Origin of the sequence: Micromonospora sp. NPDC000316, from assembly GCF_042898885.1 — a bacterium.
In the GTDB taxonomy this organism is placed as follows: Bacteria; Actinomycetota; Actinomycetes; order Mycobacteriales; family Micromonosporaceae; genus Micromonospora.
This window is the reverse complement of record NZ_JBIAZG010000013.1, coordinates 78,878-103,241: the sequence shown is the minus strand read 5'-3', so window position 1 is coordinate 103,241 and position 24,364 is coordinate 78,878. Positions and strand designations below refer to the sequence as shown.

20 protein-coding genes are annotated in these 24,364 nt (G+C 72.8%); 9 read left to right on the top strand and 11 right to left on the bottom strand.

The features are described 5' to 3' along the window. Positions 1-71 precede the first annotated feature (71 nt). The 3 genes from crcB to ACFY2Q_RS22780 are packed head-to-tail and all read right to left on the bottom strand — an operon-like array spanning position 72 to position 1,672. Positions 72-434, bottom strand: coding sequence for a fluoride efflux transporter CrcB (gene crcB / locus ACFY2Q_RS22790; protein WP_387133371.1), 363 nt, complete (start codon positions 432-434; stop codon positions 72-74). After that, positions 431-907: a fluoride efflux transporter FluC gene (locus tag ACFY2Q_RS22785; protein WP_387133370.1), complete on the bottom strand. Its 477-nt coding sequence runs from the start codon at positions 905-907 to the stop codon at positions 431-433. The genes crcB and ACFY2Q_RS22785 overlap by 4 nt, the downstream gene beginning before the upstream one ends. A gap of 6 nt (positions 908-913) precedes the next feature. After that, positions 914-1,672, bottom strand: a complete 759-nt coding sequence (locus ACFY2Q_RS22780) for a class I SAM-dependent methyltransferase (protein WP_387133369.1) — start codon at positions 1,670-1,672, stop codon at positions 914-916. 150 nt (positions 1,673-1,822) lie between these two features. On the opposite strand from ACFY2Q_RS22780, the gene ACFY2Q_RS22775 reads away from it, so the two are divergent. Beyond that, complete coding sequence (locus tag ACFY2Q_RS22775; protein WP_387133367.1) at positions 1,823-2,389, top strand: dienelactone hydrolase family protein; 567 nt, start codon at positions 1,823-1,825, stop codon at positions 2,387-2,389. A gap of 93 nt (positions 2,390-2,482) precedes the next feature. Then, positions 2,483-3,298 carry a class I SAM-dependent methyltransferase gene (locus tag ACFY2Q_RS22770; protein WP_387133366.1) on the top strand — a complete coding sequence of 272 codons (816 nt, stop codon included), beginning with the start codon at positions 2,483-2,485 and terminating at the stop codon, positions 3,296-3,298. 82 nt (positions 3,299-3,380) lie between these two features. Here ACFY2Q_RS22770 and ACFY2Q_RS22765 read toward each other — a convergent pair whose 3' ends face one another. Next, entirely contained in the window at positions 3,381-5,516 is a 2,136-nt protein-coding gene (locus ACFY2Q_RS22765; protein ID WP_387133365.1) for an AAA family ATPase, read from the bottom strand. Positions 5,517-5,708: 192 nt separating this feature from the next. Here ACFY2Q_RS22765 and ACFY2Q_RS22760 point away from each other — a divergent pair, with 192 nt between their 5' ends. The 4 genes from ACFY2Q_RS22760 (at position 5,709) to ACFY2Q_RS22745 (ending at position 13,828) form a co-directional block, all read left to right on the top strand. Further along, positions 5,709-8,606 carry an AAA family ATPase gene (locus tag ACFY2Q_RS22760; protein ID WP_387133363.1) on the top strand — a complete coding sequence of 966 codons (2,898 nt, stop codon included), beginning with the start codon at positions 5,709-5,711 and terminating at the stop codon, positions 8,604-8,606. 128 nt (positions 8,607-8,734) lie between these two features. After that, on the top strand, positions 8,735-9,505 hold the full coding sequence (locus ACFY2Q_RS22755) for a DUF5995 family protein (protein ID WP_387133361.1): 771 nt from the start codon (positions 8,735-8,737) through the stop codon (positions 9,503-9,505). Positions 9,506-10,053: 548 nt separating this feature from the next. Then, positions 10,054-12,150, top strand: coding sequence for an amino acid transporter (locus tag ACFY2Q_RS22750; RefSeq protein WP_387133359.1), 2,097 nt, complete (start codon positions 10,054-10,056; stop codon positions 12,148-12,150). 172 nt (positions 12,151-12,322) lie between these two features. Beyond that, a complete protein-coding gene (locus tag ACFY2Q_RS22745; protein ID WP_387133357.1) occupies positions 12,323-13,828 on the top strand; it encodes a hypothetical protein in 1,506 nt (501 codons plus the stop codon). A gap of 83 nt (positions 13,829-13,911) precedes the next feature. Here ACFY2Q_RS22745 and ACFY2Q_RS22740 read toward each other — a convergent pair whose 3' ends face one another. Together ACFY2Q_RS22740 and ACFY2Q_RS22735 are read right to left on the bottom strand one after the other, a co-directional pair. Further along, entirely contained in the window at positions 13,912-14,871 is a 960-nt protein-coding gene (locus ACFY2Q_RS22740) for a TIGR03557 family F420-dependent LLM class oxidoreductase (RefSeq protein WP_387133355.1), read from the bottom strand. 209 nt (positions 14,872-15,080) lie between these two features. Beyond that, the gene (locus ACFY2Q_RS22735) at positions 15,081-15,287 is read right to left on the bottom strand and encodes a hypothetical protein (RefSeq protein ID WP_007460667.1); all 207 of its coding nucleotides are present in this window, start codon (positions 15,285-15,287) and stop codon (positions 15,081-15,083) included. A 252-nt stretch (positions 15,288-15,539) separates the two neighbouring features. Between ACFY2Q_RS22735 and ACFY2Q_RS22730 the strand changes: the two genes are divergently transcribed. Then, entirely contained in the window at positions 15,540-16,367 is an 828-nt protein-coding gene (locus tag ACFY2Q_RS22730; protein ID WP_387133353.1) for a hypothetical protein, read from the top strand. A gap of 16 nt (positions 16,368-16,383) precedes the next feature. Here ACFY2Q_RS22730 and ACFY2Q_RS22725 read toward each other — a convergent pair whose 3' ends face one another. The 5 genes from ACFY2Q_RS22725 to ACFY2Q_RS22705 form a co-directional block, all read right to left on the bottom strand. Continuing rightward, positions 16,384-17,634 (bottom strand): low temperature requirement protein A, encoded by a 1,251-nt coding sequence (locus ACFY2Q_RS22725; protein WP_387133351.1) that lies wholly within the window; start codon positions 17,632-17,634, stop codon positions 16,384-16,386. Positions 17,635-17,935: 301 nt separating this feature from the next. After that, positions 17,936-19,000, bottom strand: coding sequence for a hypothetical protein (locus tag ACFY2Q_RS22720; protein ID WP_387133350.1), 1,065 nt, complete (start codon positions 18,998-19,000; stop codon positions 17,936-17,938). A gap of 222 nt (positions 19,001-19,222) precedes the next feature. Beyond that, positions 19,223-20,572 carry an FAD-dependent oxidoreductase gene (locus ACFY2Q_RS22715; RefSeq protein WP_387133349.1) on the bottom strand — a complete coding sequence of 450 codons (1,350 nt, stop codon included), beginning with the start codon at positions 20,570-20,572 and terminating at the stop codon, positions 19,223-19,225. Between the two features lies 1 nt (position 20,573). Next, positions 20,574-20,921: a TcmI family type II polyketide cyclase gene (locus ACFY2Q_RS22710; protein ID WP_387133348.1), complete on the bottom strand. Its 348-nt coding sequence runs from the start codon at positions 20,919-20,921 to the stop codon at positions 20,574-20,576. Positions 20,922-21,015: 94 nt separating this feature from the next. Next, positions 21,016-21,816 (bottom strand): BTAD domain-containing putative transcriptional regulator, encoded by an 801-nt coding sequence (locus ACFY2Q_RS22705; protein WP_387133347.1) that lies wholly within the window; start codon positions 21,814-21,816, stop codon positions 21,016-21,018. A 431-nt stretch (positions 21,817-22,247) separates the two neighbouring features. Between ACFY2Q_RS22705 and ACFY2Q_RS22700 the strand changes: the two genes are divergently transcribed. Together ACFY2Q_RS22700 and ACFY2Q_RS22695 are read left to right on the top strand one after the other, a co-directional pair. After that, a complete protein-coding gene (locus tag ACFY2Q_RS22700) occupies positions 22,248-22,586 on the top strand; it encodes a TcmI family type II polyketide cyclase (RefSeq protein WP_387133345.1) in 339 nt (112 codons plus the stop codon). Next, positions 22,583-24,346, top strand: coding sequence for an acetyl-CoA carboxylase carboxyltransferase subunit alpha (locus ACFY2Q_RS22695; RefSeq protein ID WP_387133343.1), 1,764 nt, complete (start codon positions 22,583-22,585; stop codon positions 24,344-24,346). Before ACFY2Q_RS22700 ends, ACFY2Q_RS22695 begins: the two co-directional genes overlap by 4 nt. The last annotated feature ends 18 nt before the right edge of the window (positions 24,347-24,364 follow it).

Below are 24,364 nucleotides of genomic sequence, written 5' to 3'. Positions count from 1 at the left end.
CGAAGGTATACCCCGCGTATATACCCTCGGTGTACGTTGGGCCGCGACGGTCTCGGGCGTGGGTGGGGCGGTCAGCCGGTCAGGGCGCGGGCCACGGCATAGCCGGCGGTCGCCGCGGCCAGCCCTGCGGCGACGCTTACCGACACGTTGGCAAGCGCGAGGAGCCGTTTGCCGGTCTGCGCCAGGCGCAGCGTCTCGTAGCTGAAGGTGGAGTAGGTGGTAAGCGCGCCGCAGAACCCGGTGCCGAGCAACGCGGTGACCGCCGGGCCGGCCGGCAGTCCGACGAGTACGCCGAGCAGCAGCGAGCCGACCACGTTGACGGTAAGCGTCCCCCAGGGGAACGCCGAGTCGTGCCGGGACTGCACGGCCCGGTCGGTGAGGTAGCGCAGCGGCGCCCCGACGGCCGCGCCCAGAGCGATGAGCAGCACGGTCATCGGGTCGCCCCGCGCCGCAGCAGGGCGCCGGTGACGGCGTCGCCCACGCCGACCGCCACGAGTGCCCCGAACACCGTGGCGGCCAGGTAGGCCAGCGCTGTTCCCGCAGCGCCCGCGACCAGCGCCTGTTGGACGTCCACCGCGTAGGTGGAGAAGGTGGTGTAACCGCCCAGTACCCCGACCCCGAGAAACGGGCGGGCCAGGGGGTGCCCGCCGCCGAGGTGCCCGAGCACCGCCATCAGCGCACCGATCAGCAGGCAGCCGGACAGGTTGACGCCGAAAGTCGCCCACGGGAAACCGGTCGGCGGGTGCGGGACGGCGTGTTGCAGACCGGCACGAGCCAGCGCGCCGAGCACCCCTCCGGCCGCGATCGTGGCGAGGACCGCCGCGGGCCGCGCGGTCACCTCCCGCCGGTCGGCGGGGACGCGGAGGTCGACGTCGGGGTCGGTACGCGGTTCGAACGGCTCAGGCACGACTGGTCAGCGTACTGCCGCTACGGCGGCGTCCGAGCCGCCGCGCCACACCGTTCCGACCTCGGTGAACCCCGCTGCCGTGAGCGCGGTCAGGTGCCAGGACAGCGGAGGGGTCCACTCGGGGCTGTGCCCACTCGGGTAGATGGCGTGTCGCGCGGCGACAAGCGGGGACAGCGCAGGATCGGCGGCGGCCCGCGCCCACCAGTCCGACCAGGACAGGACGGCGCCGGCGGCGTACCGCGCGTTGCGGCGGTCACGTGCCCGGTCGGCCAGCCGCTTGGTCAGTTCGGGCAGGGTGTCGTCGGGCATGTTGTCGGCGTTGACGAAGATCCCGCCCGGCCGCAGCACGTCGCGGATCTCGCCGTACAGCGTGCCGAGCCGCTCACCCGGCAGCCAGTGCAGGGCGGTGGCGGTGAGCACGCAGTCGTACTCCTGGTGGGGGAGCGCGGAGCGCCATTCAGGGGTGCCGAGGTCGGCGGTGACGATGGTGGCCCGATCGGCAAGCGAGGCGCCGGCGATGGCGAGCAGCGCCGGGTCCTGGTCCAGCAGGGTCGCCTTCGCGCCGGGGAAGCGGGCCAACGCGCGCAGGGAGATGGTGCCGGTGCCGCCGGCCAGGTCGAGCAGGCGTGGCGGCCGGCCGTCGAGGACCGCGTCAACGGCGTCGAGCATCGCGGTGAACCGGTGTTCCCGATCCGGCATGTACGCCTCCTGCTGGCGGTCCCAGCTCTCCTGCCACGCCCAGGAATCGATCTCGTAAGGAGTCATGACGAGCAGGCTAGTTACATCTCGCGGCACCTGTCCAGACCTTGCTGCACATATCTTGCAATTGCAGATTGATGGCAACACGATGGTCGGAGTGACGGACGTCCCGCGTGGCCACACCGGACAAACGCCTGCCTGCGGCAGGATGAGGCGATGCGACACGTCGTGCTGTTCCACTCGGTGTACGGGCTGCGGCCCGCCGTGCGCGCCGCCGCCGACCGGATGCGCGCCGCCGGGCACCGGGTCACCACCCCCGACCTGTACGGCGTGCCCGCCACCGACACCGTCGAGGAGGGCTTCGCGCTGCTCGACAAGGTCGGCCACGAGGTGGTGCTCGACCGGGCCCGCGCGGCACTGCGCGACCTGCCACCGGAGACCGTGCTCGCGGGCTTCTCGATGGGTGCCGGTGTGGCAGGGGCGCTGCTCGCCGAACGCCCCGACGCCGCCGGGCTGCTCCTGCTGCACGGCACCGGTGGCGCTCCGGACGCGGTCCGCGCCGGGCTGCCTGTGCAACTGCACCTCGCCGATCCGGACCCGTACGACGCGCCGGAGGAGGTCGACGAGTGGCGGCAGGCGATGACCGACGCCGGCGCCGACCTGACGGTCTTCCGCTATCCCGGCGTGGAGCACCTGTTCACCGACCCGGACCTGCCCGAGCACGACCCGGAGGCTGCCGCGGAGGCGTGGCCGCGGGTGCTTGCCTTCCTGGCCGCCCGCTGACCGTGGCGTTGCCGACCTGCGGAGGGGTCATCGAAGGCACCCACGGTCCGATACGTTTGACCCACCAAGATCCCTTTCCGGAACGGTGTGGCGATGACGACGGCCTTCGACGACCATGAGCGGTCCCGTTGGGCCGGCCGGGCGGCGGCGTTCGACGCCAGCTTCGCCGCGCTCTGCGGCCATCCCGCACCCTCGTTGTTGGACGCCGCGGACGTCGGTGCGGGCACGCGGGTGCTCGATGTCGGCACCGGCTCCGGGACGGTAGCCGGGCTGGCGTGTGCTCGGGGCGCCACCGTCGTCGCGGTCGACGCCGAGCCGAGCATGGTGGAGTGGGCGCGCAGGCGGGTGCCGTCCGCCGACGAGGTCCGCCTCGCGGCTCTGCCCCACCTCCCGTTCCCCAGCGGGACGTTCGACGCGGCAGTGGCGAACTTCGTGCTCAACCACGTGGGCGACCCACTGGCCGCGATCAACGAACTCCGGCGGGTCGTCCGCCCGGATGGTCGGATCGCGGTGACGATCTGGCCCAACCCTCAGCCCCCGGCGCAGGCTCTCTGGGGCGAGGTCTTCGACGCCGCCGGGGTCGAGCGCCCGACGGCCCCACCCAGGGTGGACACGGACAAGGACTTCCCGCGTACCCCGGATGGGTTGGTGGGTCTGCTCGACGCCGCCGGGCTCGCCGACGTGCGGTGCGTGACGATCAGCTGGGCGCATCGCACGGACCCGGAGGCGTGGTGGAGCGGCCCCGCCAACGGCATCAGCACGCCGGGTCTGGTGATGGAGGCCCAGCCGCCAGAGATGATCTCCCGCATTCGGGCCGCCTACGACGAGCGGACAGCCGCCTACCGCGACACTGACGGGCTGCTCGTGCTGCCCACCGCGGCGCTGCTGGCCTCGGCGTCCGTGCCGTAGGGCGACCGGCCACGGCCGCGTGCCACCGCGTCGAGAATGTGGGGCACGGAGTTTCTGTGCCGTGCCCGGCCATCCACGATCCTCAGGCGGCGGCCAGTTCGCCAGATCGGCGGATCAGCGGCGGACGGGGCACCGTGCGTGCGGTGCCGGGCGGAGCGCCGACGCCGGAGAGCGGGCCGCGTCCGGCTGAGGCCAGGACGGCGGGCGGCGTGCGGGTCGGCGTGGGGCGTCGGTCCGGGGACCGGCGGACAGCCGCGTTGGCGGGCGGCCAGGACGAGTGGGTCGCCGGCACGGCATCGGCCGCCGCGACGGCGCGTAGGCGGCGGGAGAACGGCGGCCCGCTGATCCCGAAAGTCTGCGTGAACGCCCGGGTGAGCGCCGTCGGGGTGGGGATGCGCTCGTGCGCGTCCTCCACCTGCGGGGCGACGGCACGAACGGCACCAGCGCTATCGTCGCGCGTGACGGCGAGCGGGTGGACCGTGTCCAGGCGCGGGATGTCGGCGGCCCGCCGGGCGAAGACGGCCCGCAGCGCGCGGGGCAGCCGCTCAGCGGCGACCTGGCGCAGAGCGGGCGCGGCGAACACGTAGCCGCCGGCACGGCGGGGGAGCAGCAGCCCGGCGACGACCAGGTCGCGCAGCGCCGCGGTCGACCGCCCGGGCGTCCAGCCGAGGGCCCGGTCGACTGCCACCGCGGAGATCCCGCCGCCGATGGTGCTGGCCGCCATCAGCACCGCCCGGTGCTCACCGCCGAACCGGTCCAGCTCCGCGCCGGCGGCCCGGCGGACCGCCTCGGGCAGCTCGGGAGCCGCCGGGCCCGCGCCCACCGTGACCGCTGCCACGTACGCGACCGCGTGCCCGGGACGCCCGCCCACCAACGGCAACAGCCGATCCACAAGGGCGACCGGCTGGCCGGCACGGGTCAGCAGTTGACGCAACAGCCGACCGGACTGCACGGTGGCCAGCGGCCGGATCGTGACCCGGCGGGCGGGGCCGGGTCGGGTGTCGGCCCACTGCGGCTGGTGCACGGTGATGACGGCCAGCGGCAGTCCGCGCGCCGCCGCCGTGCTGAACAGCGTGTGCAGGAACCGGCTCGCCGCGGGCGCGGCCCGGTCCACGTCGTCCACGGCGACCACCAACGGGCCGTCGGCGGCCAGGCGCAGCAGAATGTCCCGGCAGATCGCCGCGCCGGTAAGCGCGTCGGCCGTGCCGTCCGGGGCGGCCAACAGGCGCTGCAACGCCGGCACCGCCGTGGCGACCCGGTCCGGCGCGAACAGCGGCGTCAGCGTGTCGGCCAGGCGCTTGCGGATCGTGGCCGGGCCATCACCAGCACGGATCCCGGCGACGCCGCGGAGCAGCTCCGCGACCGGCGCGAGGGCCTGATCGGGGTACGGCGGGCAGCCCACCACGCACCAGCGCACCGGCGTGCCGTCCACCGTGGGCAGTGCCCGGGTCAGCTCGTGCAGCAGGCGACTGCGACCACTGCCGGCGGGGCCGACCAGGGACAGCCAGCGGGGAGCGCGCTCGACAAGCGCCCGGGTCAGTTGCTCGGAGATGGTGGCCAGCTCGCGGCGGCGGCCGATCAGTGGGCCGTCGTGCCGGTCGGCGCTGGCGCGTACCGGGCCGACGGCGTGCCAGACCGGCATCGGCGGGACCCGGCCGCTGACCGGCACCGACGCCAGTTGGCGTTGGGCGATCAGGCCGGCGGTGGCCCGGGCGGTGGTGGCGCAGAGCGCGACGGCGCCGGGTGGGGCGTACTCCTGGAGGCGGGCCGCGGTGGTGATCACCGCGCCGCTTGCCACGCCGTGGCCGCCGCTCACCGCGTCGCCCAGGTCGACGACCACCTCGCCGGTGGCGACGCCCACGCGGACCCGCAGCCTGATGTCGTCGACCATCGACCGACGGTCCAGGGCGGCCTGGATCTCCAGCCCCGCGCGCACCGCCCGGTACGCGTCGAAGCCGTCGGAGTGCCGCGCCCCGAACAGCGCCATCACCGCGTCGCCCACGTACTTCTCGACAACGCCCTGCCAGCGGTGCAGCACGCCGGCGACGGTGTCGAAGTACGCGCGTTGCAGGGCGCGGACGTCCTCCGGGTCGAGCCGGTCGACAAGTGCGGTGGAGCCGACGATGTCGACGAACAGCACGGTGACGGTGCGTCTCTCCGCCGGGACCGGCCAGTGTGGGCGGTCGGTACGCGGACTGTCGGCGACAATGGTGATCATGGGTAGCGCACCGGCCCTTTCCCGCTGACGGCTTACGACCTCCGGAGATTGGCATCTGTGGGCTGACAGGGGATCTGCCGAACGACGTATGTCGGCCACACGCAACCTTTAGTCGCAATGTCGACGCGAGGAGTACCACAAGCGGCAGATAGCCGTAGAACGGTCCGGGGCGGTGTGATTAGGCTGCGTGCCATGGCCAGCGATGTGGACACCGCACCGCTCGTGGGCCGGGCCGAGCTGGTGCAGACGGTTCGGTCCGCCCTGCTCGGTGACGTGGCACAGGGGCAGACGGCCGCCGTCTTCCTCACCGGCGAGAGCGGTGTGGGCAAGACTCGCCTCCTCGGTGAGATCGGTGCCGGCCTGCGTGACCAGGGCGCACTGGTGCTCACCGGCAGTTGCCTGGACATCGGCGACGCCTCTCCGCTGCACCCGTTGTTGCAGGCACTGCGGCGTTTCGACAACGACCTGGCCCCCTCGCAGGCGCGTACCTCGGCGGCCGTGCGGGGCCTGTTGCAGACGTTCGCCGACGAGACCGGCAGCCCGGACGGCGCGGGCGCCCTGCTGGAGCGGGTGTCCCGCGGGCTGCACCTGATCGCCGAGGGTCGACCGCTTGTGCTGATCCTGGACGACCTCCAGTGGGTCGACCGCAGCACCCGGCAACTCCTGCTCTATCTGCTGGCCGGTCTCGGTGACCTCCAGCTCTCCGTGCTGGCCGCGGTGCGCGCCGAGTCGTTGCAGGGCGCGCATCCGCTGCGCCGGGTGCTCACCGAGCTGCGCCGGCTGAGGACGGTGCGGGTGCTCGACCTGGCGCCGCTGGATCGCGCCGACACCGAGGTGCTCGCCGCGGCGGTGGTCGGCCGTGCGCTGGCCGCCGAGGCGGCCGAGCAGGTGTGGCAGCGCAGCGGCGGCAACCCGTTCGTCGTCGAGGAGTTGGCGCGCGATCTGCGCGACGGGCGGGACGGGCTGTCCGAGACGCTGCGGGAGATCTTCCTCGACCGGGTCGACGCGCTGCCGCAGCACGCGCACGCGGTGGTGCACGCGGTGGCCGCCGGCGTCGAGCCGGTGCAGCACTGGCTGCTGGCCGAGGTGTTGCGGCTGCCGGAGGAGGAGCTGATCGACGCGGCCCGCGCCGCCGTCGCCCACCGGCTGCTGGTCGGCGCCGACGACGGCTACCGGCTGCGACACCGCCTCGTCGCCGAGGTGCTGGCACACGAGCTGCTGCCGGCCGAACGCTCCGGGCTGCACCGTCGCTACGCCGAGGCGCTGACGGCGGTGCCGGGCGAGCTGCACCAGGCCCGGTTGGCGCATCACTGGCGGCTGGCCGGCGAGCCGGCCCGGGCGTTGCCGGCGGCGGTGGCGGCGGCCCAGGAGGCCGAGCGGCTGCACGGTTACGCCGAGGCGCACCGGCACTGGTCGGCGGCGTTGCAGTTGGCCGGCGACTCGGGGTCGGTGGCGGCCGACCGGGTCGAACTACTCGGCAACGCGGCCGAATCGGCCCACCACTGCGGCGAGCACGCCCGCGCGCTGGCCCTGCTGGAGGAGCTGGCCGAGGTGCAGGGCGGGGAGCCGACCTGCACGCTGCACATCCGCCGGGCCCGTTACCTGGCCGCGGCGGGGCGTTCGGCACTTGCCGAGGAGGAGTACGAGCGGGCACTGGAGGCAGCGGACTGCTCGCCCCGCGAGCGGGCCACCGCCGCCGCGCGCCTCGCCGAGCTGCTGCTGCACCTGGGCCGGTACGCCGATGCCGGGCAGCGCGCCCGGGAGGCGCTGGCACTTGCCGCCGATGTGGAGGGTTCCGCCACCGAGGTGGTGTTGGCAAGCTCGGCGCTCGGCTTCAGCGACGCCTGCCTGGAGGACCCGGAGGCCGGGCTTGCCGTCATGCGCCAGGCCCTCGAGACCGCCGAACGTGCCGGCCAGCCGGAGGACGTGGCCTGCGCGTACCTGCACCTGGCGGAGCTGTTGACCGGGCCGCTGAACATCCTCGAAGAGGGCGTGGTGGTGGCCCGGCGGGGCGCCGAGCGGGTGGCCGAGCTGGGTCTGGGCCGCACCTGGGAGACCCGGCTGCTGGCCATCGCCACAAACGGGCTGTTCCGGGTGGGCCAGTGGGCCGAGGCGGAGAAGGTGGTCGCCGCCGCGCTGCGCCACCGACCGTCCGGGGCGGACGCCGTCGAGCTGCTGCTGGCCCGCTGCCGGCTCTCGGTGGGCTACGGCGACATCGAGGCCGCCGACCGGGATCTCGACGCGGTCGCGACAGTGCTCGCCGGTGGCGGTGCCCGGCACGTCATCCCGCTGCTCACCCTGCGCGCCGGACTGGCCATGTGGGAGGGGAAGCACGACGTGGCGCGGCAGGCGGTGCAGCGCGGCCTGATCGAGAGCCGCTCGGACGACGTGACGATCCTGTCCGCGCTCGTCTGGCACGGCCTGCGCGCCGAGGCGGAGGCGCACGCGAGCCGGACCGTCGAGGTGGACGCCACTGCGGTACGTCGGCTGCGCGACGTGGCCGATCGCGTCGCTCGCAAGAGCCTCTCCGCGGCCCCGCCGGTGCGGTCGGTGGTGGACGGCTTCCTGGCCCTGTGCGCCGCCGAGGTGAGCCGCCTCGACGGCAGCGACCCGGAGCTGTGGGCCACCTCGGCAGCCGAGTGGGACCGCCGCAACCACCCCTACCCGGCGGCGTACTCGCGACTGCGCCAGGCCGAGGCCCTGCTGGCCCGACGCAGTCGTGTGGCGTTCGCCGGCCGGTTGCTCCGTGAGGCGTACGAGATGGCGCAGGGGTTGGGCGCGGTGCCGTTGACCTCGGAGATCCGGGAGTTGGCCGGACGGGCCCGGGTGCCGTTGCAGGAACCCGACAACGCCGCCACCCGGGGCGGCGTGACCGCCGAGCCGGTCGACGACGACCTGGCCGCTCTCACCGCGCGCGAGCGGGAGGTGCTCGCCCTGGTCGCCGAGGGGTTGACCAACAAGGAGATCGGGCAGCGGCTGTTCATCAGCGAGCGGACGATCGGCGTGCACGTGTCGCACATCTTCGACAAGCTCCAGGTCCGCACCCGGGTCCAGGCCAGCGCGATCCAGCTCCGCAACGGGCGCGGCTGACCGACCGGTCCGTCGGCGGCGCGTGTGCGCGCCGGATACGTCGTTCTACTGATCCCGCGTACGGGTGACGGCTGAGAGGCTGTGCCCCGTCGACGGCGGCACGGTGCCGCGCACGCCATGGAGGAGAGATGACCGAACCGGTCTGGGGGCCTGTCCACCGGGACATCGTCGACCTGCTCGCCGATCACCCCGCGGACGTGCCTGCGGTGGTCGATCACCTCACGAAGCTCCAGGACCTGCTGGTGCGACTGCCGCCGTTGGAGGAGAGCTGCCCGCTTGCCGACTTCAACAAGCTCTATCTGACGATCACCAGCAGTGTGCTCGACGGCCTGTACGACGATCGCTTCGTCGACCCGGCGTTCCTCTCGCGGTTGGACGTCGAGTTCGCCGCCCGGTACTTCGACGCGATGCGGTTGTGGACCGACTCCAGCCCCGGCACGCCGAAGGCGTGGTCGTGCCTCTTCGAGCGGATGCGCGGGCCGGACGCCCGGCCGTTGCCGTCGGCTGCGGCGGGCGTGAACGCGCACATCAACTTCGACCTGCCGTTCGCGCTGGTGACGACGTTCGACCACCTGGAGTCGGAGCCGGTCGACGGCAGCGACCAGCACCACGACTACCTAGAGATCAACAACATCTTCGCGGACAAGATCCCCGGCCTGCGCCGCGGCTACCTGGAGCGTTGGCAGCTGCTGATCGACATGCTCAACGGTGAGATCGACGACTGGTACCAGGGGGAACTGGTCGAGTACACCCGCGATGTCGCCTGGCGCAACGCACAGAGGATCTGGCGGTGCCGGCACGATCCGGACGCCCGCGAGAGTGAGCGCAGGCGGTTGGACAACAACGCCGCCGCGCTCGGCCGGCTGCTGCTCTCGCCGTTGGGGGCGTTCCTGCAGTAGCCGGGACGGGGGGCCCCGCGTTCCGCCCGGTGGGGGGCGGCGGAGCGCGGGGGCGCGTCAGGCCCTCCATCCGCCCCGCGTGTTCCGCGGCGCGGGGGGAGGTGGCCGGTCGGCCCGGGGGGTGTCGACCGTCCGCCGCCGTCGGCCGGCCCGGGGGGTGCCGGCCGGCGGGGGAGGGGGCCGGCCCCGCCGGGAATTACAGGGTGTCGCGGGGCCCGTACGGGGTACGCCCGCGCCATGACCGTCCTGGCCCGGCGCCGGCCCGCCGCCCGACCACGGCCCGCCCGACCCGGCCCGCTGCGGCCGGGTGGCCCGGTGCGGCGACCCACCGCACAGCCGGGTACGCGATGACCGGCATCCCGATCCGCTCCCGCCCGGCGCTGGCGGGCGTCCGGGCGCGTGGGCGTCCGGCGGCCACGGTGACAGTGGTCGACCCCCGGCCGGTCGACGCACCGGACCGACTCTGAGCAGGTCATGCCCGGTTCCGCCGGTCGGACCGTGGGCTACCACCTACCGTCGGATCAGAACCTGCGAGGGTGGGACGGGCGATGGCTGACGAGCACCGGGCGAAACCGCGACGCTGGAGCGGCCGACGCCACACACCGACCGGCCCGGACCCGGCGCTGCGCGCCGCCCGCGACCCGGCCCGACCGCACCGGGGCGGTCGCCGGGGCGTGGCGGTGCCCGAGCGGGTCCCGAGCCCGGCCCGGTCGGCGCCGCCGACGAGCCCGCTGCGCCGGTGGCTCTTCGAGCACCAGGTGCAGCCGCCCGGCCCGGAGACGGCCGAGGGGCAGAACCGCAGGCACGCCTGGTGGCAGGTGATGTGCCTGACCGGGGTGGACTACTTCTCCACACTGTCGTACCTGCCGGGCATCGCGGCGGTGGCCGCCGGCGCGCTCTCCCCGCTGGCGACCCTGCTGATCGTCGCGCTGACCCTGTTCGGCATGCTGCCGATGTATCGCCGGGTGGCCCAGGAGAGCCCGCACGGGCAGGGCTCGGTGGCGATGCTTGAGCGACTGTTGCCGTTCTGGCGGGGCAAGATCTTCGTGCTGGTGCTGCTCGGGTTCGTGGCCACCTCGTGGATCATCACGATTACCCTGTCGTCGGCCGACGCCACAGTGCACCTGCTGGAGAACCCGTACCTGCCGGACGCCATGCACAGCCCCGCGGTCCCGGTGGTGGTCACTGTCGTGCTGCTGCTCGTGCTCGGCGGGGTGTTCCTGCTCGGGTTCCGCGAGGCGGTGGTGGTCGCGATCCCGCTGGTGGCGGTCTTCCTGCTGCTCAACGCGGTGATCGTGGTGGTCGCGGTGTCGCGGATCGTCGCCGACCCGGGCATCGTGTCGAACTGGACGGCGGCGCTTACCGAGAGCGGCGGGGGCCCGGGCGGGGTCTTCGTCACCGCAGTGCTTGCCTTCCCGCTGCTGGTGTTGGGCCTTTCCGGGTTCGAGACCGGGGTCAGCATGATGCCCCTGGTGGCTGCCGACGGGCCCGACCGGGAGGCACGGTTGGCGGCCCGGATCCGCAACACCCGCCGCCTGCTCACCACCGCCGCGCTGATCATGTCGGTCTACCTGATCTCGACGACGTTCGTGACCACCGCGCTCATCCCGGCCGAGGAGTTCCGCCCGGGCGGCGGCGCGAACGGCAGGGCGTTGGCCTTCCTGGCGCACACCTACCTGGGTGAGGTGTTCGGCACTGTCTACGACCTGAGCAGCGTGTTCATCCTGTGGTTCGCGGGCGCCTCGGCGATGGCCGGGTTGATCAACATCGTGCCGCGGTACCTGCCCTCGTATGGGATGGCCCCGGAGTGGGCTCGGGCGGTGCGCCCCGTGGTGATCGTCTACACGGTGGTGAGCGTCGCCATCACGATCGCCTTCCGGGCCGACGTCAACGCCCAGGCCGGCGCGTACGCGACAGGCATCCTGGCGATGATGGTCTCCGGCGCGGTGGCCGTGACCATCTCGGCGGCCCGCCGCCACCAACGGCCTGCCGCCGTCGGCTTCAGCGTCCTGAGCCTGGTGTTGCTGTACGCGCTTGTCGAGAACGTCTTCGAGCAGCCCGACGGGATCACCATCTCGGCGCTGTTCATCCTCGGCATCATCGCGGTGTCGTTGATCTCCCGGATCACCCGGACCACCGAACTGCGGGCCGAGCGGATCGAGTTCGACGAGCCGGCCCGCCGGTTCATCAGCGAGTCGTTGGCCCACGACGGGCAACTGCACCTTATCGCCAACAAGCGGCAGTCCGGCTCGCTGAAGGAATACACGATCAAGGAGCGTGGGCAGCGGGGGATGAACCCGGTGCCCGGGGCCGCCGACGTGCTGTTCCTGGAGATCGACGTGGTGGACCCGTCGGGGTTCAGTCAGGTGCTGCGGGTGCACGGGGTCGAGGTGGGCGGCTTCCGGCTGCTGCGGGCCAGCAGCCCGGCCGCGCCCAACGCGATCGCCGCGATCCTGCTGGCGTTGCGGGACGCCACGGGGGTGCGGCCGCACGCGCACTTCGAATGGTCGGAGGGGAGCCCGATCGCGCACCTGCTGCGCTATCTGATCCTCGGCCGGGGCGACACCCCACCCGTCGTACGGGAGATCCTGCGCCGTACCGAGCCGGATCCGTCGCGCCGGCCCGGTATCCACGTCGGCGGGTGAGTTGCACGCCATCTGGTGACAAAAAAGATGAATAGCAGCACTATTCACGTTCACACCTTCCTGTCCGTATTGCGGACCTATCGTGACGTTTGGTGGTCGGCGGTTCGTCGGTCGCCCCGCGCCCGGATCGGTGCGCGGTCACGTTCACGCAGCCAGGAAGGCAGGCATCCTGATGTCCACGTACCGCGGAGGAGACCCGGCACGACCCAGACGGCGGTCCCGACGGTTCTTAGCCGGCGGCTTCCTGGCCGGGAGCCTTGTGGTGGGGGCGGCCGGCGTGGCGGGCGTCGCCGCGGCCGCCGACCGCGACCTCTCGCTCCCGGGCCTGGGCAGGCTCAGCGCCGCGACAAGTGACGACGGCAGGCGCGCCGACGACAGGCCCGAGCGTGCCGGCGACGACACCGCGCGGGCCCCACGACAGGCACCGGGCACCGGCAAGCGTGGTGTGGTCGAGGTGCCCTGTGACCCGGCGAAGCTGGTGGCGGCGCTGGTGACGGCAAACGCCGAGGGCGGCGGTGAGCTGCGGCTCGCGCCGAAGTGCCGCTACACCCTCGCCGACGCGTTCCAGGAGAAGGACCAGTACGACGGTGGGATCCGCGACGCACGGGAGGCGGCCGACGCCGCGGAGACCCCCGGTGACGCGGAAGCGCCGCCGCGCAACCCGGCCGACGACACCGCTGGCCTGCCGGTGATCTACCAGCCCATCACGATCGACGGGGCGGGCGCCACCATCGCCCGGGACGCCCAGGCCGCCGCGTTCCGCTTCTTCACCGTCCGCGACGGTGGCGAGCTGACCCTGCGCGACGTGGAACTGCACAACGGCCGCTCGGCCATCGAGGGTGGCAGCCTGCACGTGGTGCACGGCGCCACCGCCGTGGTGGAGCGCGTCACCGTCACGCAGAGCACGTCGCTGTCGCCCGAGGGCGGTGGCGGTGGCTTCTTCAACGACGGCAACATGGTGGTCACCGACTCCACGTTCATCGGCAACAGCGCCGCCGGCGCCGCGGGCAAGGGCGGGGGCCTGCTCAACGGTGGTGTGCTGACGCTCAAGCGCTCCGAGTTCCACCGCAACAGCGCCAACGCGTACGGCGGAGGGCTCGGCAACTACCGGGGCGCGGCCGACGTGGAGAGTGTCTCCTTCACCCACAACAGCGCCGCGCAGGGCGGCGGGCTGGCCAGCTTCTCGGCCCGGACGAAGGTCTTCGACACCGAGCTGCTGAACAACACCGCGCAGATCGGTGGCGGCGCCGCGAACTCCGACGCGGTGCTGGTGATGCGCAAGATGACGATCCGCGGCAACACGTCCACCGTCAACGGCGGCGGCATCTCCACAGTCAAGGGCCTGACGCCGCTCGACGACAGCGTTGTCGACGGCAACACCACGCACGGCATCGGTGGCGGCATCTACGCCGAGAAGGCCAACCTGCTGGTACGCGGCAGCGACGTCACCCGCAACGAGGCGGTCGGCGCGGCGTCCAAGGGTGGCGGCATCTACGCCACGGCGGGCTCGGTGGCGCTCTACACCAGCAAGGTCACCCACAACGCGGCGACTGTGAAACCCGGCGGCATCTTCGCCTCCCACGCCCAGGTCAAGCTCGACGACGAGAGCGTGGTCGTCGAGAACGAGCCGACCAACTGCGAGGGCAGCGCCGTGCCGATCCCGCACTGCTTCCGCTGAACTTGACGCGTCCCATCCCGAGCACGCCGCCGGCCGTCCGGACGATCACCGTCCGGGCGGCCGGTGCCGTGCCGTCTGCCGGTTCAGGCCAGCGCGCGGAGCCGGCCGGACAGATCGTCTGCGAAGAAGTCGAGGAACCCGTCCGGGTCGCCGCCGGCGTTCTGCAGGACGATGTGGTCGAAGCCCGCGTCGACGTACGACCGCACCTTTGCCACGTGCGGCTCCGGGTCGGGGCCGACGGCGAAGAGTTCACGGATGTGCTTCTCCTCGACGTGCCTGCTTGCCGCGTCGAAGTTGACCGGGTTCGGCAGTTCGCTCATCACCTTCCAGCCGGTGACCATCCACCGGCTGGTCTGCCACACCGCCTGCACCGCCTGCTGCTCGTCGGTGGCCCAGGCCAGCGGCACCTCGGCATAGCGTGGGCCCATTCCGCCGGCGTGCCGATAGAGCTCGACGAGCCTGGCCTCCGGCTCGGTGGCGAACAGCCCGTCACCCAGCTCGGCCGCGAGTTGGACCGACCCCTCACCGCTGGCGGCCACAGCGATCACCGGCGGTGTGTCGGGCAGGTCGAAGATCCGGGCGTCCTCCAGGTGCAGATGCCGTCCCTCGTACGACTGGTAGCCGCCCTGCCAGAGCAGCCGGATGATCTCCAGCGCCTCGCGCAGTCGCTCGTGTCTGCCTCGTACGCTGGGGAAGCCCTGCCCCACGACGTGCTCGTTGAGCCGCTCGCCAGCGCCGACACCGAGGGTGAACCGCCCGTCGGAGATCAGCGCCATTGTCGCGGCGGCCTGCGCGATGATCGCCGGGTGGTAGCGCACGGTCGGGCAGGTGACGCCGGTGGCCAGGCCCAGGGTGGTCGTCCTGGCCGCTATCGCGCCCAGCACGCTCCAGGTGAAGGACGAGTGGCCCTGCGCGTCCAGCCAGGGGTGGAAGTGGTCGCTCATCTCGACGAAGTCGAAACCGGCCTGCTCGGCCCGGACGGCCTGCCGGATGATCTCCTGTGGCCCGAAGCCCTCCGAGGCCAGTTTGTAGCCGATCCGCATGCCACGCTCCCGGTTCCGTCCGTCGACTGACGCCGCTCGGTTCCCGCCCTCCGGGCCGACAAACGCGATCCGGGGGAGCGCAGGGCAGCCTCCTAGGATGCCCGAGGTGGTGTGTGCGACACCATGCGGCGTACCCCGGGACGGCGGCTGGCGGGCAGCAAAAAGGCCCGCGCCCCGTTCGGGCGCGGGCCGGCGGCACCGGGGATGTCCTACTTGGACGGCTCGGGCAGCTTGCAGTCGACCTTGGGGTTGGCGCCGATGTAGTTCAACGGCCCGGCCACGATGGTGACCAGGATGGTGCCGGCCTCGGCGCAGTTGGTGTCGTCTCCGCTGTAGTAGCCCCGCTGGCCACCGGCGATCGCGCCGATCACCAACCAGATCACGACGATGACTCCGAGTATCGAGGTGCCGCGCATCGCTGCCTCCTGAAGGAATGTGGTGGATCTGAGGTGTACGCGTTGTACCCAATCGCGTCGCGCGGCTAACTGTGGTCACCCACGACCCGGCCGCCTCATCCGTCCGGCCGATGCCATCGGTCCGTCGGTACCGCACCGGCATCGGCCGCCCGCACCGGGTACAGGTGCTCGGCTATCGGATCGACGACGGACCTCGCCGTAGCACGGGTCGCGGGACGTAGAACTGCGTCACGGCCTTGCCCAGGAGGACTCATGGACGCCCCGACACCGCCCCTGTACGTCGACTGCCCGGAAGACGTCGCGGTCGCCGCCCGCGCGTTGGCCCGCGGCGCGGTCGTCGCGGTGGCGTTCGCCAACTTCTACGCCATCGTCACCCGCCCGGACGCCGCCACGGTGCGCCGGGTCAACCTGGCCAAGGGCCGCCCGATCAACCAGGTCGGCAGCATCACCACAGGCGTCGGGCGGATCCCCGCGATGTTCGACTGGTCGCGGATCTCGCCCCGGTTGCCGGTGGGCCGGGTGCGGGCCCTGATGGACGCCCTCTACGGCGCCGGGCCGTTCGGCTTCCGGGGCCCCGCCACCGACCGGCTGCCCGAACACCTGACCCAGATCGACTGCGGTATGCGCACCACACAGGTCATCGCGCCCGGACTGACGTGCCCGTCGAACGCCTTCTTCGAACGGGCGCTCGCCGAGACCGGCTCCGACCACCTCTACATCACCTCGGCGAACCGGTCCCGGCACCGCACCGGCGCGACCGACGAGCCGGCGCACTGGAAGTCGGGTGCCCTCGCCGCCGACTTCGCCCACCTCGACGACCTGGTGGTCCTCCTGCACCGCGACGAGGCGGCGGCCCGCGCCGCCTACCCCGGCTACCTCACCACCTCGGTGACCCTGCTGTCGTTCCACGCGCCGGAGGGCGAGTGGGAGGAACCGCCGGTGCTCACCGTGGACCGGCACGGCTCGCTGCACGTGGACGACGTACGCCGGGCCGCGGCGCCACTCGGTCTCCAGGTGCGCCTCGGCGGTGCCGCCGGGCAGCGGCTGCGGGTCCGGGGGTACGCGGGGGCGCTTGTGTGAGTGGGGATCGCCCGGCTCAGTGCGGTGGGACCGGCGCCTCGGGTGGTTTGCCCCGACTGCGGCGATAGTCGGCGTAGGCGACCCCGACCAGCACCAGCATGGCGCCGAGCGAGGCGACGAACGGTGGCAGGAACAGCGCAGCCGACGCGATGGTCAGCAGCGCCAGGATGCCGCCCGGCCGGGACGGCGACACCCTGCTGAACACCTCGTACTCGAAGGCGGACCGGCCGACAAGGAACAGCGCCGGGCCGCCGAGGATCACCGTCAGCCAGGCCGCCGGCGTACGGCCGGGGTGTTCGCGCAGCAGCAACTCGAACCCGGAGGCGGTGGCCACCACCCCGGCGATCATCAGCAGATGGGTGTACGGCGCGCTGAGCAGGAACTTGCTCGGCGACCGGGCCGTCTGGATGGCCACCGGCAGCAGTTGGCCGGACTTGTGGACGTAGATTCGCCACAGCAGCAGGGTGGTCGCGAACGCCACCGCGAACGCCCCGATGTTCACCGCCTCGGAGCGCGCCAGGCTGAACATGGTGCCGATGGTCAGGATGGCGTTGCCGAGGGCGATGATGAAGAACTGCTGGTACCGCTCGGACAGATGCTCGGCCGTGACGTTGCGCTGCTCCTCCGGCACCACCCCGAGGCCCGGCACCGGGTACGCCAGCCGGAAGCCGACGTAGTCGATGGCGAGCGCGAGGGCCCAGCAGACCAGCCGGGCGTCACCACTGACGAACGCGCCGACGAGCCAGGGAATCGCCGACACCGCGAACCAGATGAAGATCCGCGCCGCCCGGCGCTGGAACTTCGGCTCGTGACGCACGATAGGCATCAGGAACAGCCCGCGTCCGAGGTGGATCGCCACGTAGGCGCCGGCGAAGACGAGCCCTCGGGCGCCGAACGCCTCCGGGATCGCTGTCGTCATCAGCAGCGCGCCGAACATCACCGCGCTGATCAGCAGCTTGATCTCGGTGCGTTCCGGGTCGTACAGGTCGGTGACGAGAGTGGTGATCGCCCACGTCCACCAGACGGCGGCCAGCAGGATCAGCGCCCGGCCGGCCTGGTGCCAGTCGAGCTGCTCGACCAACTCGCGCGAGATGAGAGCGAGCGCGACCACGTACACCAGGTCGAAGAAGAGTTCGAGAAGCGTCACCCGGCGTGAGGCCTCCGGGTCGCGTGCGGGCACTCGGGCCTCGCGGGGCCCGGGCTCCGACGCGGAGTGGGGCACTGTCGCTCCTGCGGTGCCGACGACTCGGCGGACCGTCCGGGCCACCTCGACCGACGTTAGCGAGCAGAGGGCCGCGCCGCCCGCACTCGTCAGGTTCTCCCCCTACCGAGCGTGATTCCACCCAGCCGGCCGCCAGCCGCCCGGCCGTGGCCGAGCCGGCCGCCAGCCGCCCGGTTGCGGCCGAGCCGGCCGTCAGCCGCCGGGCCGAGCCGGATGCGGCGGCGCGCGGCTGCCCGAACGGCCGTGCCCTCGAACGGTCGTGCCCTCGAACGGTCGTGCCCTCGAACGGCCGAGCCCCCGGCCGGCCGTCCCGTGGGAACGGCCGCCGGGGGCTCGATGTTGAACGTCAGCCCTGGTCGCCGCCGGGCAGCACCGCTACCGCCTCGTCAGCGGCACCCGCCAGCACCCGCGCCTGCTGAGGCCAGGTCGCCAGGCTGGGCGCGGCCCGCAGGCCGGCGGCCCGGATCAGGTCCCGCAGCGCCGCCTCGTCCAGCTCGGCGAGCTGGCCGTAGGTGCGTACACCGGCGGCCTGCAACGCGGCCGCCATCTTCGGCCCGACCCCCTGGATCCGGCGGAAGTCGTCGGCCGGGCCGGCGTCCGTGGCATCCGGTGCGCTGTCGGCGACCGAGGGTGCCAGCGGCGTGGTGGCCGGCCGGACCGGCGGCGTGGCCCGTGCCGGCTCGGTGTCGTCGGCGTCCGCCGACGTCGCGACCGCGGCAACCGCGGCCGTCGTCCCGGCCGGGCCAACCTCGGTGTACGTGACCTCCGTCGGCGCAACCTCCGCCGGCGCGGCTTCGACCGGCGTGACGTCTGCCTGCACGACCTCTGCCGGCGTGGCCTCGACCGGAGCGACCTCGACCGGAGCGACCTCGGCCGGCGTGGTGTCGGCTTGAGAGGCCTCGGCCGGCGTGGGCTCGGTCTGCGGGGTGTCGGCGTGCGCGATGTCGTCCGCCGGCTCGCGGGGAGCGACGATTGTCGCCGGGACGGGCTGATCCTCGATCGGGGCCGACTCCGGCTCGGGGCGCACGTCCGCCGTGTCCGTGAGCGTCGCGGCCGGGACGGGCGGCGGGGTCTCGGTCAGGGCCATGTCGCCCAGGTCGACGGTGTTCGGGGCGGGATCGTCGGAGGTGGTCACCGCGTCCGGAGCGCTGACGGTGTCGACCGGGGTCGGCTCGTCGATGAGCGCTACCGGGGCGGGGTCGACGGTCGCGGCCGGCCGGGCCTCGTCGGTGGTGGCCGGCGCCACCGGAGCGGTCACCACGGCCAGGCCGGCGACGGGGTCACCGTCCACGATCGATCCCGCCTGCCCGCTGGCCTGTGCTGCCTGCCGGCCGCGCAGCAACCACCCGGCGGCCAGGCCCAGCAACAGTGCCAGTACCACTATCAGCGAGTGTCCGATAGACCACTCCACGGCGAACCTCCCTCTCATGTCGTCGGAAAAATCACGAGAAAAACTCGCCGCAGCTTTGCACATGCGCTGTGGCGACGACAGGGAGGATCGGTCGGGGCGGGTATGCGCGGGACGGGCACCTCGCGGGGTGCGTGACAGGTGACGCAGCGTCGCGCCGGGACGGCGTCGCACGGCATCCGACCCGGGCGCGGGGATGCCGCACCCGGGTCGGTGGCGGCGGGGTCAGTCCTGGTCGCCCTCGTAGGTGTGGAAGTCGTCGACGAACCGGCGACGCAGCCGCGGTACCCGGCTTGTCACTCCGAAGTAGCCGCGTGCGCCGAGCAGCGCGAGCCGACCCACCACCGGCCGGTACATCCGGTCGTCGCCGTTGGTGCCACTGCGGTTGAGTGATTCGGTGACCCGTGCGAAGCCGTACGGCACCATCGCGGCCTCGTAGTCGGCCACGGCCTGCACGAGCGTCTTGTCTCCGTGGGCGGCGCGGGTGAGTTGCTGGCAGAGCAGGCGGGCGTCGCGCAGCGCGGTGTTCGCGCCCACCCCGCGTCCCGGTGTCATGGTGTGGATGGCGTCGCCGAGCAGCGTGACAGTGCTGCTCTTCCACGGCGGCACCGGCACGGAGGTGGCCACCCTGATCGGCAGGGCGCTGCCCGGGTCGGCGCGACTGAGCAGTTCCCGCAGGTGCGGATGCCAGTTCGGGGTGAGGTCCAGGGCGAGCCCGATCAGGGCGTCGCCACGCAGCTGCATGACGTCGGGGGGAAATCGGCGGGCGGTGCTCCAGATGATCAGGTTGATGTTGTCGGTAGTGGTGTCGTGGGCCAGGCCGGGCCAGCCGCGCAGCAGAGCGGCGTCGGCGTCACCGACGCCGGGTTTGATCGCCCGATCGGCGTCCCACCTGAACTCCATGACGTGCAGGACGCCCATCATCCCGCCGGTGCCGAAGATCAGCGAGATGCCCTGACGGACCCGCTCCGGAACGAGGTCGCGGGTGTGCGGGGTGAGCGGGATCCTCGTGGCGATGTTGATGGTGCCGGCGTCCCGGACGACCGCGTGCGGGAGGTACTGCCGGCGTACCGCCGAATGTGTGCCGTCGGCGGCCACCAGCAGGTCGCCTGTGGCGTCGGTGCCGTCGGCGAAGTACGCGGTGACGGTGCCGTCGTCGCGCTGCTCGTACCGGATGAAGGTCTTGTCGAAGTGCACCACGTCGGTCAGGCCGGTCAGCAGCACCTGGCGCATCGTCATCCGGGCCACCGAGTGCTCGGTGTGCACCGGGTCGGCGTCCGGTCGCAGTGCGAACGAGGCGGTCTCGCTCAGCTTCTGGGTGACCACGTTGAAGTAGCGCGGCGGGCGGGCACAGGTGGCCAGGAAGGTGGCGAACAACGCCGGGGGCAGGCACTCCCGCAGCGCTCGGCTGCCGGTCGGGCCGATGCCCACCCGGTAGCCGAGCAGCCCTTCGGCGCGGTGGTGGTGCCGTTCGTAGACGGCGACGCTGATCCCGGCGCGGCGCAGCCCCTGCGCCAGGCACAGCCCACCGGTGCCGGCGCCGATGATCAGGACGTGGGGCGGCGTGGCGGACACGTCAGCCGGCCGGGTGTGCCGCGGTCGCGTCGGCCGCGTCCCATCGGTAGAAGCAGTCGGCGATCGCGTCCTGGGGGGAGCGCCAGGCCGACAGGTACGGCGAGGTGTGCGCGGCGAGCCGCTCGTTTACCTGCCGGAAGAGCGGATGGTTGCGGGCGGCGGCGAGCGCGCCCGGGTCGACGTCCGAGGTTTCGATCAGGTGTACGTGCAGGTCGTGCAGGCTGTAGAGCGATCGGTGGACGACACCTGTGAGACCGGGCAACTCGGTAGCGTCGGACTCGGCGAAGATCTGCGCGACCTGACTCTCCGCGCCCGGCACGATCCGGCTGACGATCAGCAGACGACTCATGGAACCCCTTCCGCCGGTGGCCGTTCTCCGGCCCGCGGGCCGGCGGTCACGTGCTCGTTTCGCCCACCGTGGCGCACCGCGTGTCACGTGGCCGTCACGTGCGCCGGCCCGCCGGTGACGGCCGGGCGGCGACCTCCCGGCCGGTGCTCGCCGCGCGGATCGGGGCGAGCGTGTCGTCGAGCAGGGCGCTCATCGCCGGGCTGGGCTCCAACCGCAGTTCTCGGCGCAGCAGGTCGCGGTAGACGTAGAAGGCGTGTACGGCCTCGAAGGCGTTGCCCTCGGCGAGATGGATGCGGACCACGAGCCGGTGTGGCGTCTCGCGCAGCGGCTCGGCCGCCATCGCCTCGAGCGCGGCCTGCAACGCCTCGCCGTGCCGGCCGGCGGCGAGGTGCTGCGCAGCGACCTGCTCCAGCATGTGCAGGCGCAGCTGACGCAGTCGCTCGCGTTCCAACAGCACCCAGTCGTCGTACCAGCCGGGCAGGAGGTCGTGTCGGCCGGCGGCGAGCGCCCCGGCGGTGGTCCGCGCGTCGTCGCCGTCGCGGACCCGGGCGGCCGTGCCGACAAGTTCGTCGACGTCCAATCGGACCGCCGGGTGCAGCCGGACCGTGTCGCCGGCCATCGTCATCGGGCAGCAGGGGTCCTGCCGCAGTCGCCACAGGGCGGTGCGCAGTGACGACAGCGCCCTCTCCTCCGACGCGTCGGGCCAGAGCAGCCCTGCCAACTGGCTGCGAGGGGCGCCGGGACGCAACCCGATGAGCGCCATCACGCGTTGCAGACCGCGCGGCACCACGACAGGTGTGGTGTCGCGCAGGAGCCGGAAACCGCCGAGCAGGTGCAGCGAGACGTCGGCTGCGCGAGGACCTCCGGCGGTCGGCATGGACGGATCAGCGGTCACGGCGGCACCCCCTGCGGAACGCTCGTCCCGACTGTCTGCTGTGTCCCGGACGGTTGCCCGTGACGCCGCTGTCGACGCCTGCGGCGGGGCGCGACCACGGCCACCCGGGCGTGGTGCCGCCCGCCGGAGCCGCCGGGCTGACCACTGTGAAGATTATCAATCGTGATCACGGTGAGTCAACGGCGGCGTCGGCCTTCTGTCGATAGCCGGGCAACCGTGAAATCGGTTCTGAACTGGTCAAACTTTGATCGCGGGGTGGTGGGTTCATAGCTGGCCCACAGGTTGAATCAACGCAGCGTCACCATCTGGCGTCGCTGGCCGGTCGGTCGCGGTGACGCCGTCGTGACGAGGGCTGCCGCATCGTGTCGGCAGTCGTCCAGCGCGCCCGGGGGCTCACCCGCCGGGCGGACGACGTGGGGGGAGGCCCAGCCATGGACCGATCGTTGATTGTCGCGAAGGTCGTCCCGACCGCCGAGGAACAGGTGGCCGAGATCTTCGCCGAGTCGGACGCGACGGAGTTGCCGCGCCTGGTCGGCGTCCGGCACCGCTCGCTGTATCGACTGCACGACCTCTACGTGCACCTGCTCGAAACCGAGCAACCGGCGCAGGGGGCCGTGGAGGCCGTCCGCGACCACCCCGAGTTCGTACGGGTCAGCGACCGGCTCCGGCCGTACGTCTCGCCGTACCTGCCGACGTGGCGCTCACCGCGCGACGCGATGGCGCAGTGCTTCTACCGGTTCGACTCGGCGGACGCCGGGCGGCGCTCGTGACCGCCACCGCGCCTCGGGAGGAGCAACTGTGGTCCCGCTGTGCCGGTTGCGCGAGTCTGCTCTACCGCAAACGGTTGCGGCGCAACCTGGACGTTTGCCCGGAGTGCGGGCAGCACGCCCGGCTCGGCGCCCCGGAGCGGCTGCGGCAGCTCGTGGACCCGGGGTCGTTGTGCCTCCTGCCCGACCTGGCGTCCGAGGTGGACCCGATCGACTTCGTCGACGTGCTGCCGTACCCGCACCGACTCACCGCCGCGCGGGCCGGCACCGGCCTGGCCGAGGCTGTCGTCTGCGGCACCGCCACCATCGGCGGGCACCCGGCGGCCCTGGCGGTGATGGACTTCCGCTTTCTCGGGGGCAGCCTGGGCTGCGCGGTCGGTGAACTGATCACCCGGACCGCCGAGCGGGCGCTGGAGGACCGCATCCCGCTCGTCCTCGTCACCGCGTCCGGTGGAGCGCGGATGCAGGAGGGCGCGCTGTCGCTGATGCAGATGGCCACCGTCAGCCAGGCCATCGCCGGGCTGCGCGAGGCGGGTCTGCTCACGGTGAGCGTGCTCACCGACCCGACCTACGGTGGGGTGGCCGCGTCGTTCGCCACGAACACCGATCTGGTGCTTGCCGAGAGCGGCGCCCGGATGGGCTTCGCCGGCCCTCGGGTGATCCGCCAGGTCACCGGCCGTGCGCTGCCCGAGGGGTTCCAGACCGCCGACTTCCTGCTGCGTCACGGCCAGGTGGACATGGTGGTGCAGCGCCGGTCACTGCGCGGACGACTGTCGGCGCTGCTCGCCGCCGCCGCTCCCCGGGGCCGTCCGGCCCGTCCGCCCGTACCCCGTCAGGAGCCGGCATCACGCCGCGAGCGTCTGGCCGGCGGCGGCCCGGCGGTGGACGCGGCCCCGTCGCGGTCGACCGCCGGCGACCCGGTCCACGGCGGCCCGCAGCCGGCGTTACGGGACGCGTGGGACACCGTGCGGATCGCCCGCCACCCGGGCCGACCGACCACACTGGACTATCTGGAGTCCGTCTTCGACGGGTTCGTGGAGCTGCACGGCGACCGCCTCGGCGGCGACTGCCCTGCCGTCGTCGGCGGCGTGGCCCGGCTGGCCGACCGGCACGTGATGGTGATCGGCCACCAGAAGGGCCACACCACAGCCGAGTTGGTGGCCCGCAACTTCGGCATGGCGAGCCCTGCCGGGCATCGCAAGGCGCTGCGACTGATGCGCCTCGCCGCCCGGCTCGGCCTGCCGGTGGTCACCCTCGTCGACACTCCCGGCGCCGACCCGGGGGTGACTGCCGAGGAGCACGGCCAGGCCGCGGCGATCGCGGAGAACATCCTGACCCTCACCGTGCTCCCCACGCCCGTACTCGCGGTGATCACCGGGGAGGGTGGCAGCGGCGGCGCGCTGGCCCTGGCGGTCGCCGACCGGGTGCTGATGCTCCAGCACGCGGTCTACTCGGTGATCAGCCCGGAGGGCTGCGCGGCCATCCTCTGGCCGGACCGACCCGCGGCGCCGCAGGCCGCCCGCGCGCTCCGGTTGACCGCGCCCGAACTGTGCCGCCTCGGGGTGGTCGACGAGATCGTGCCCGAGCCGGCGACGGCGGCGCACGACGACCCGGGGGAGACGGCCCACCGGCTGCGCGCCGCGTTGCTGGCCAACCTGCTGCCGTTGCTCGACGTGCCGCCCGCGATCCTGGTCCGCCAGCGCAGGCAGCGGTTCCGACGGTTCGGCGCGGCCCGTGCCGGCACCCGGGCGGGTGCCCGGTGACCGCCGGACCGGGCGCCG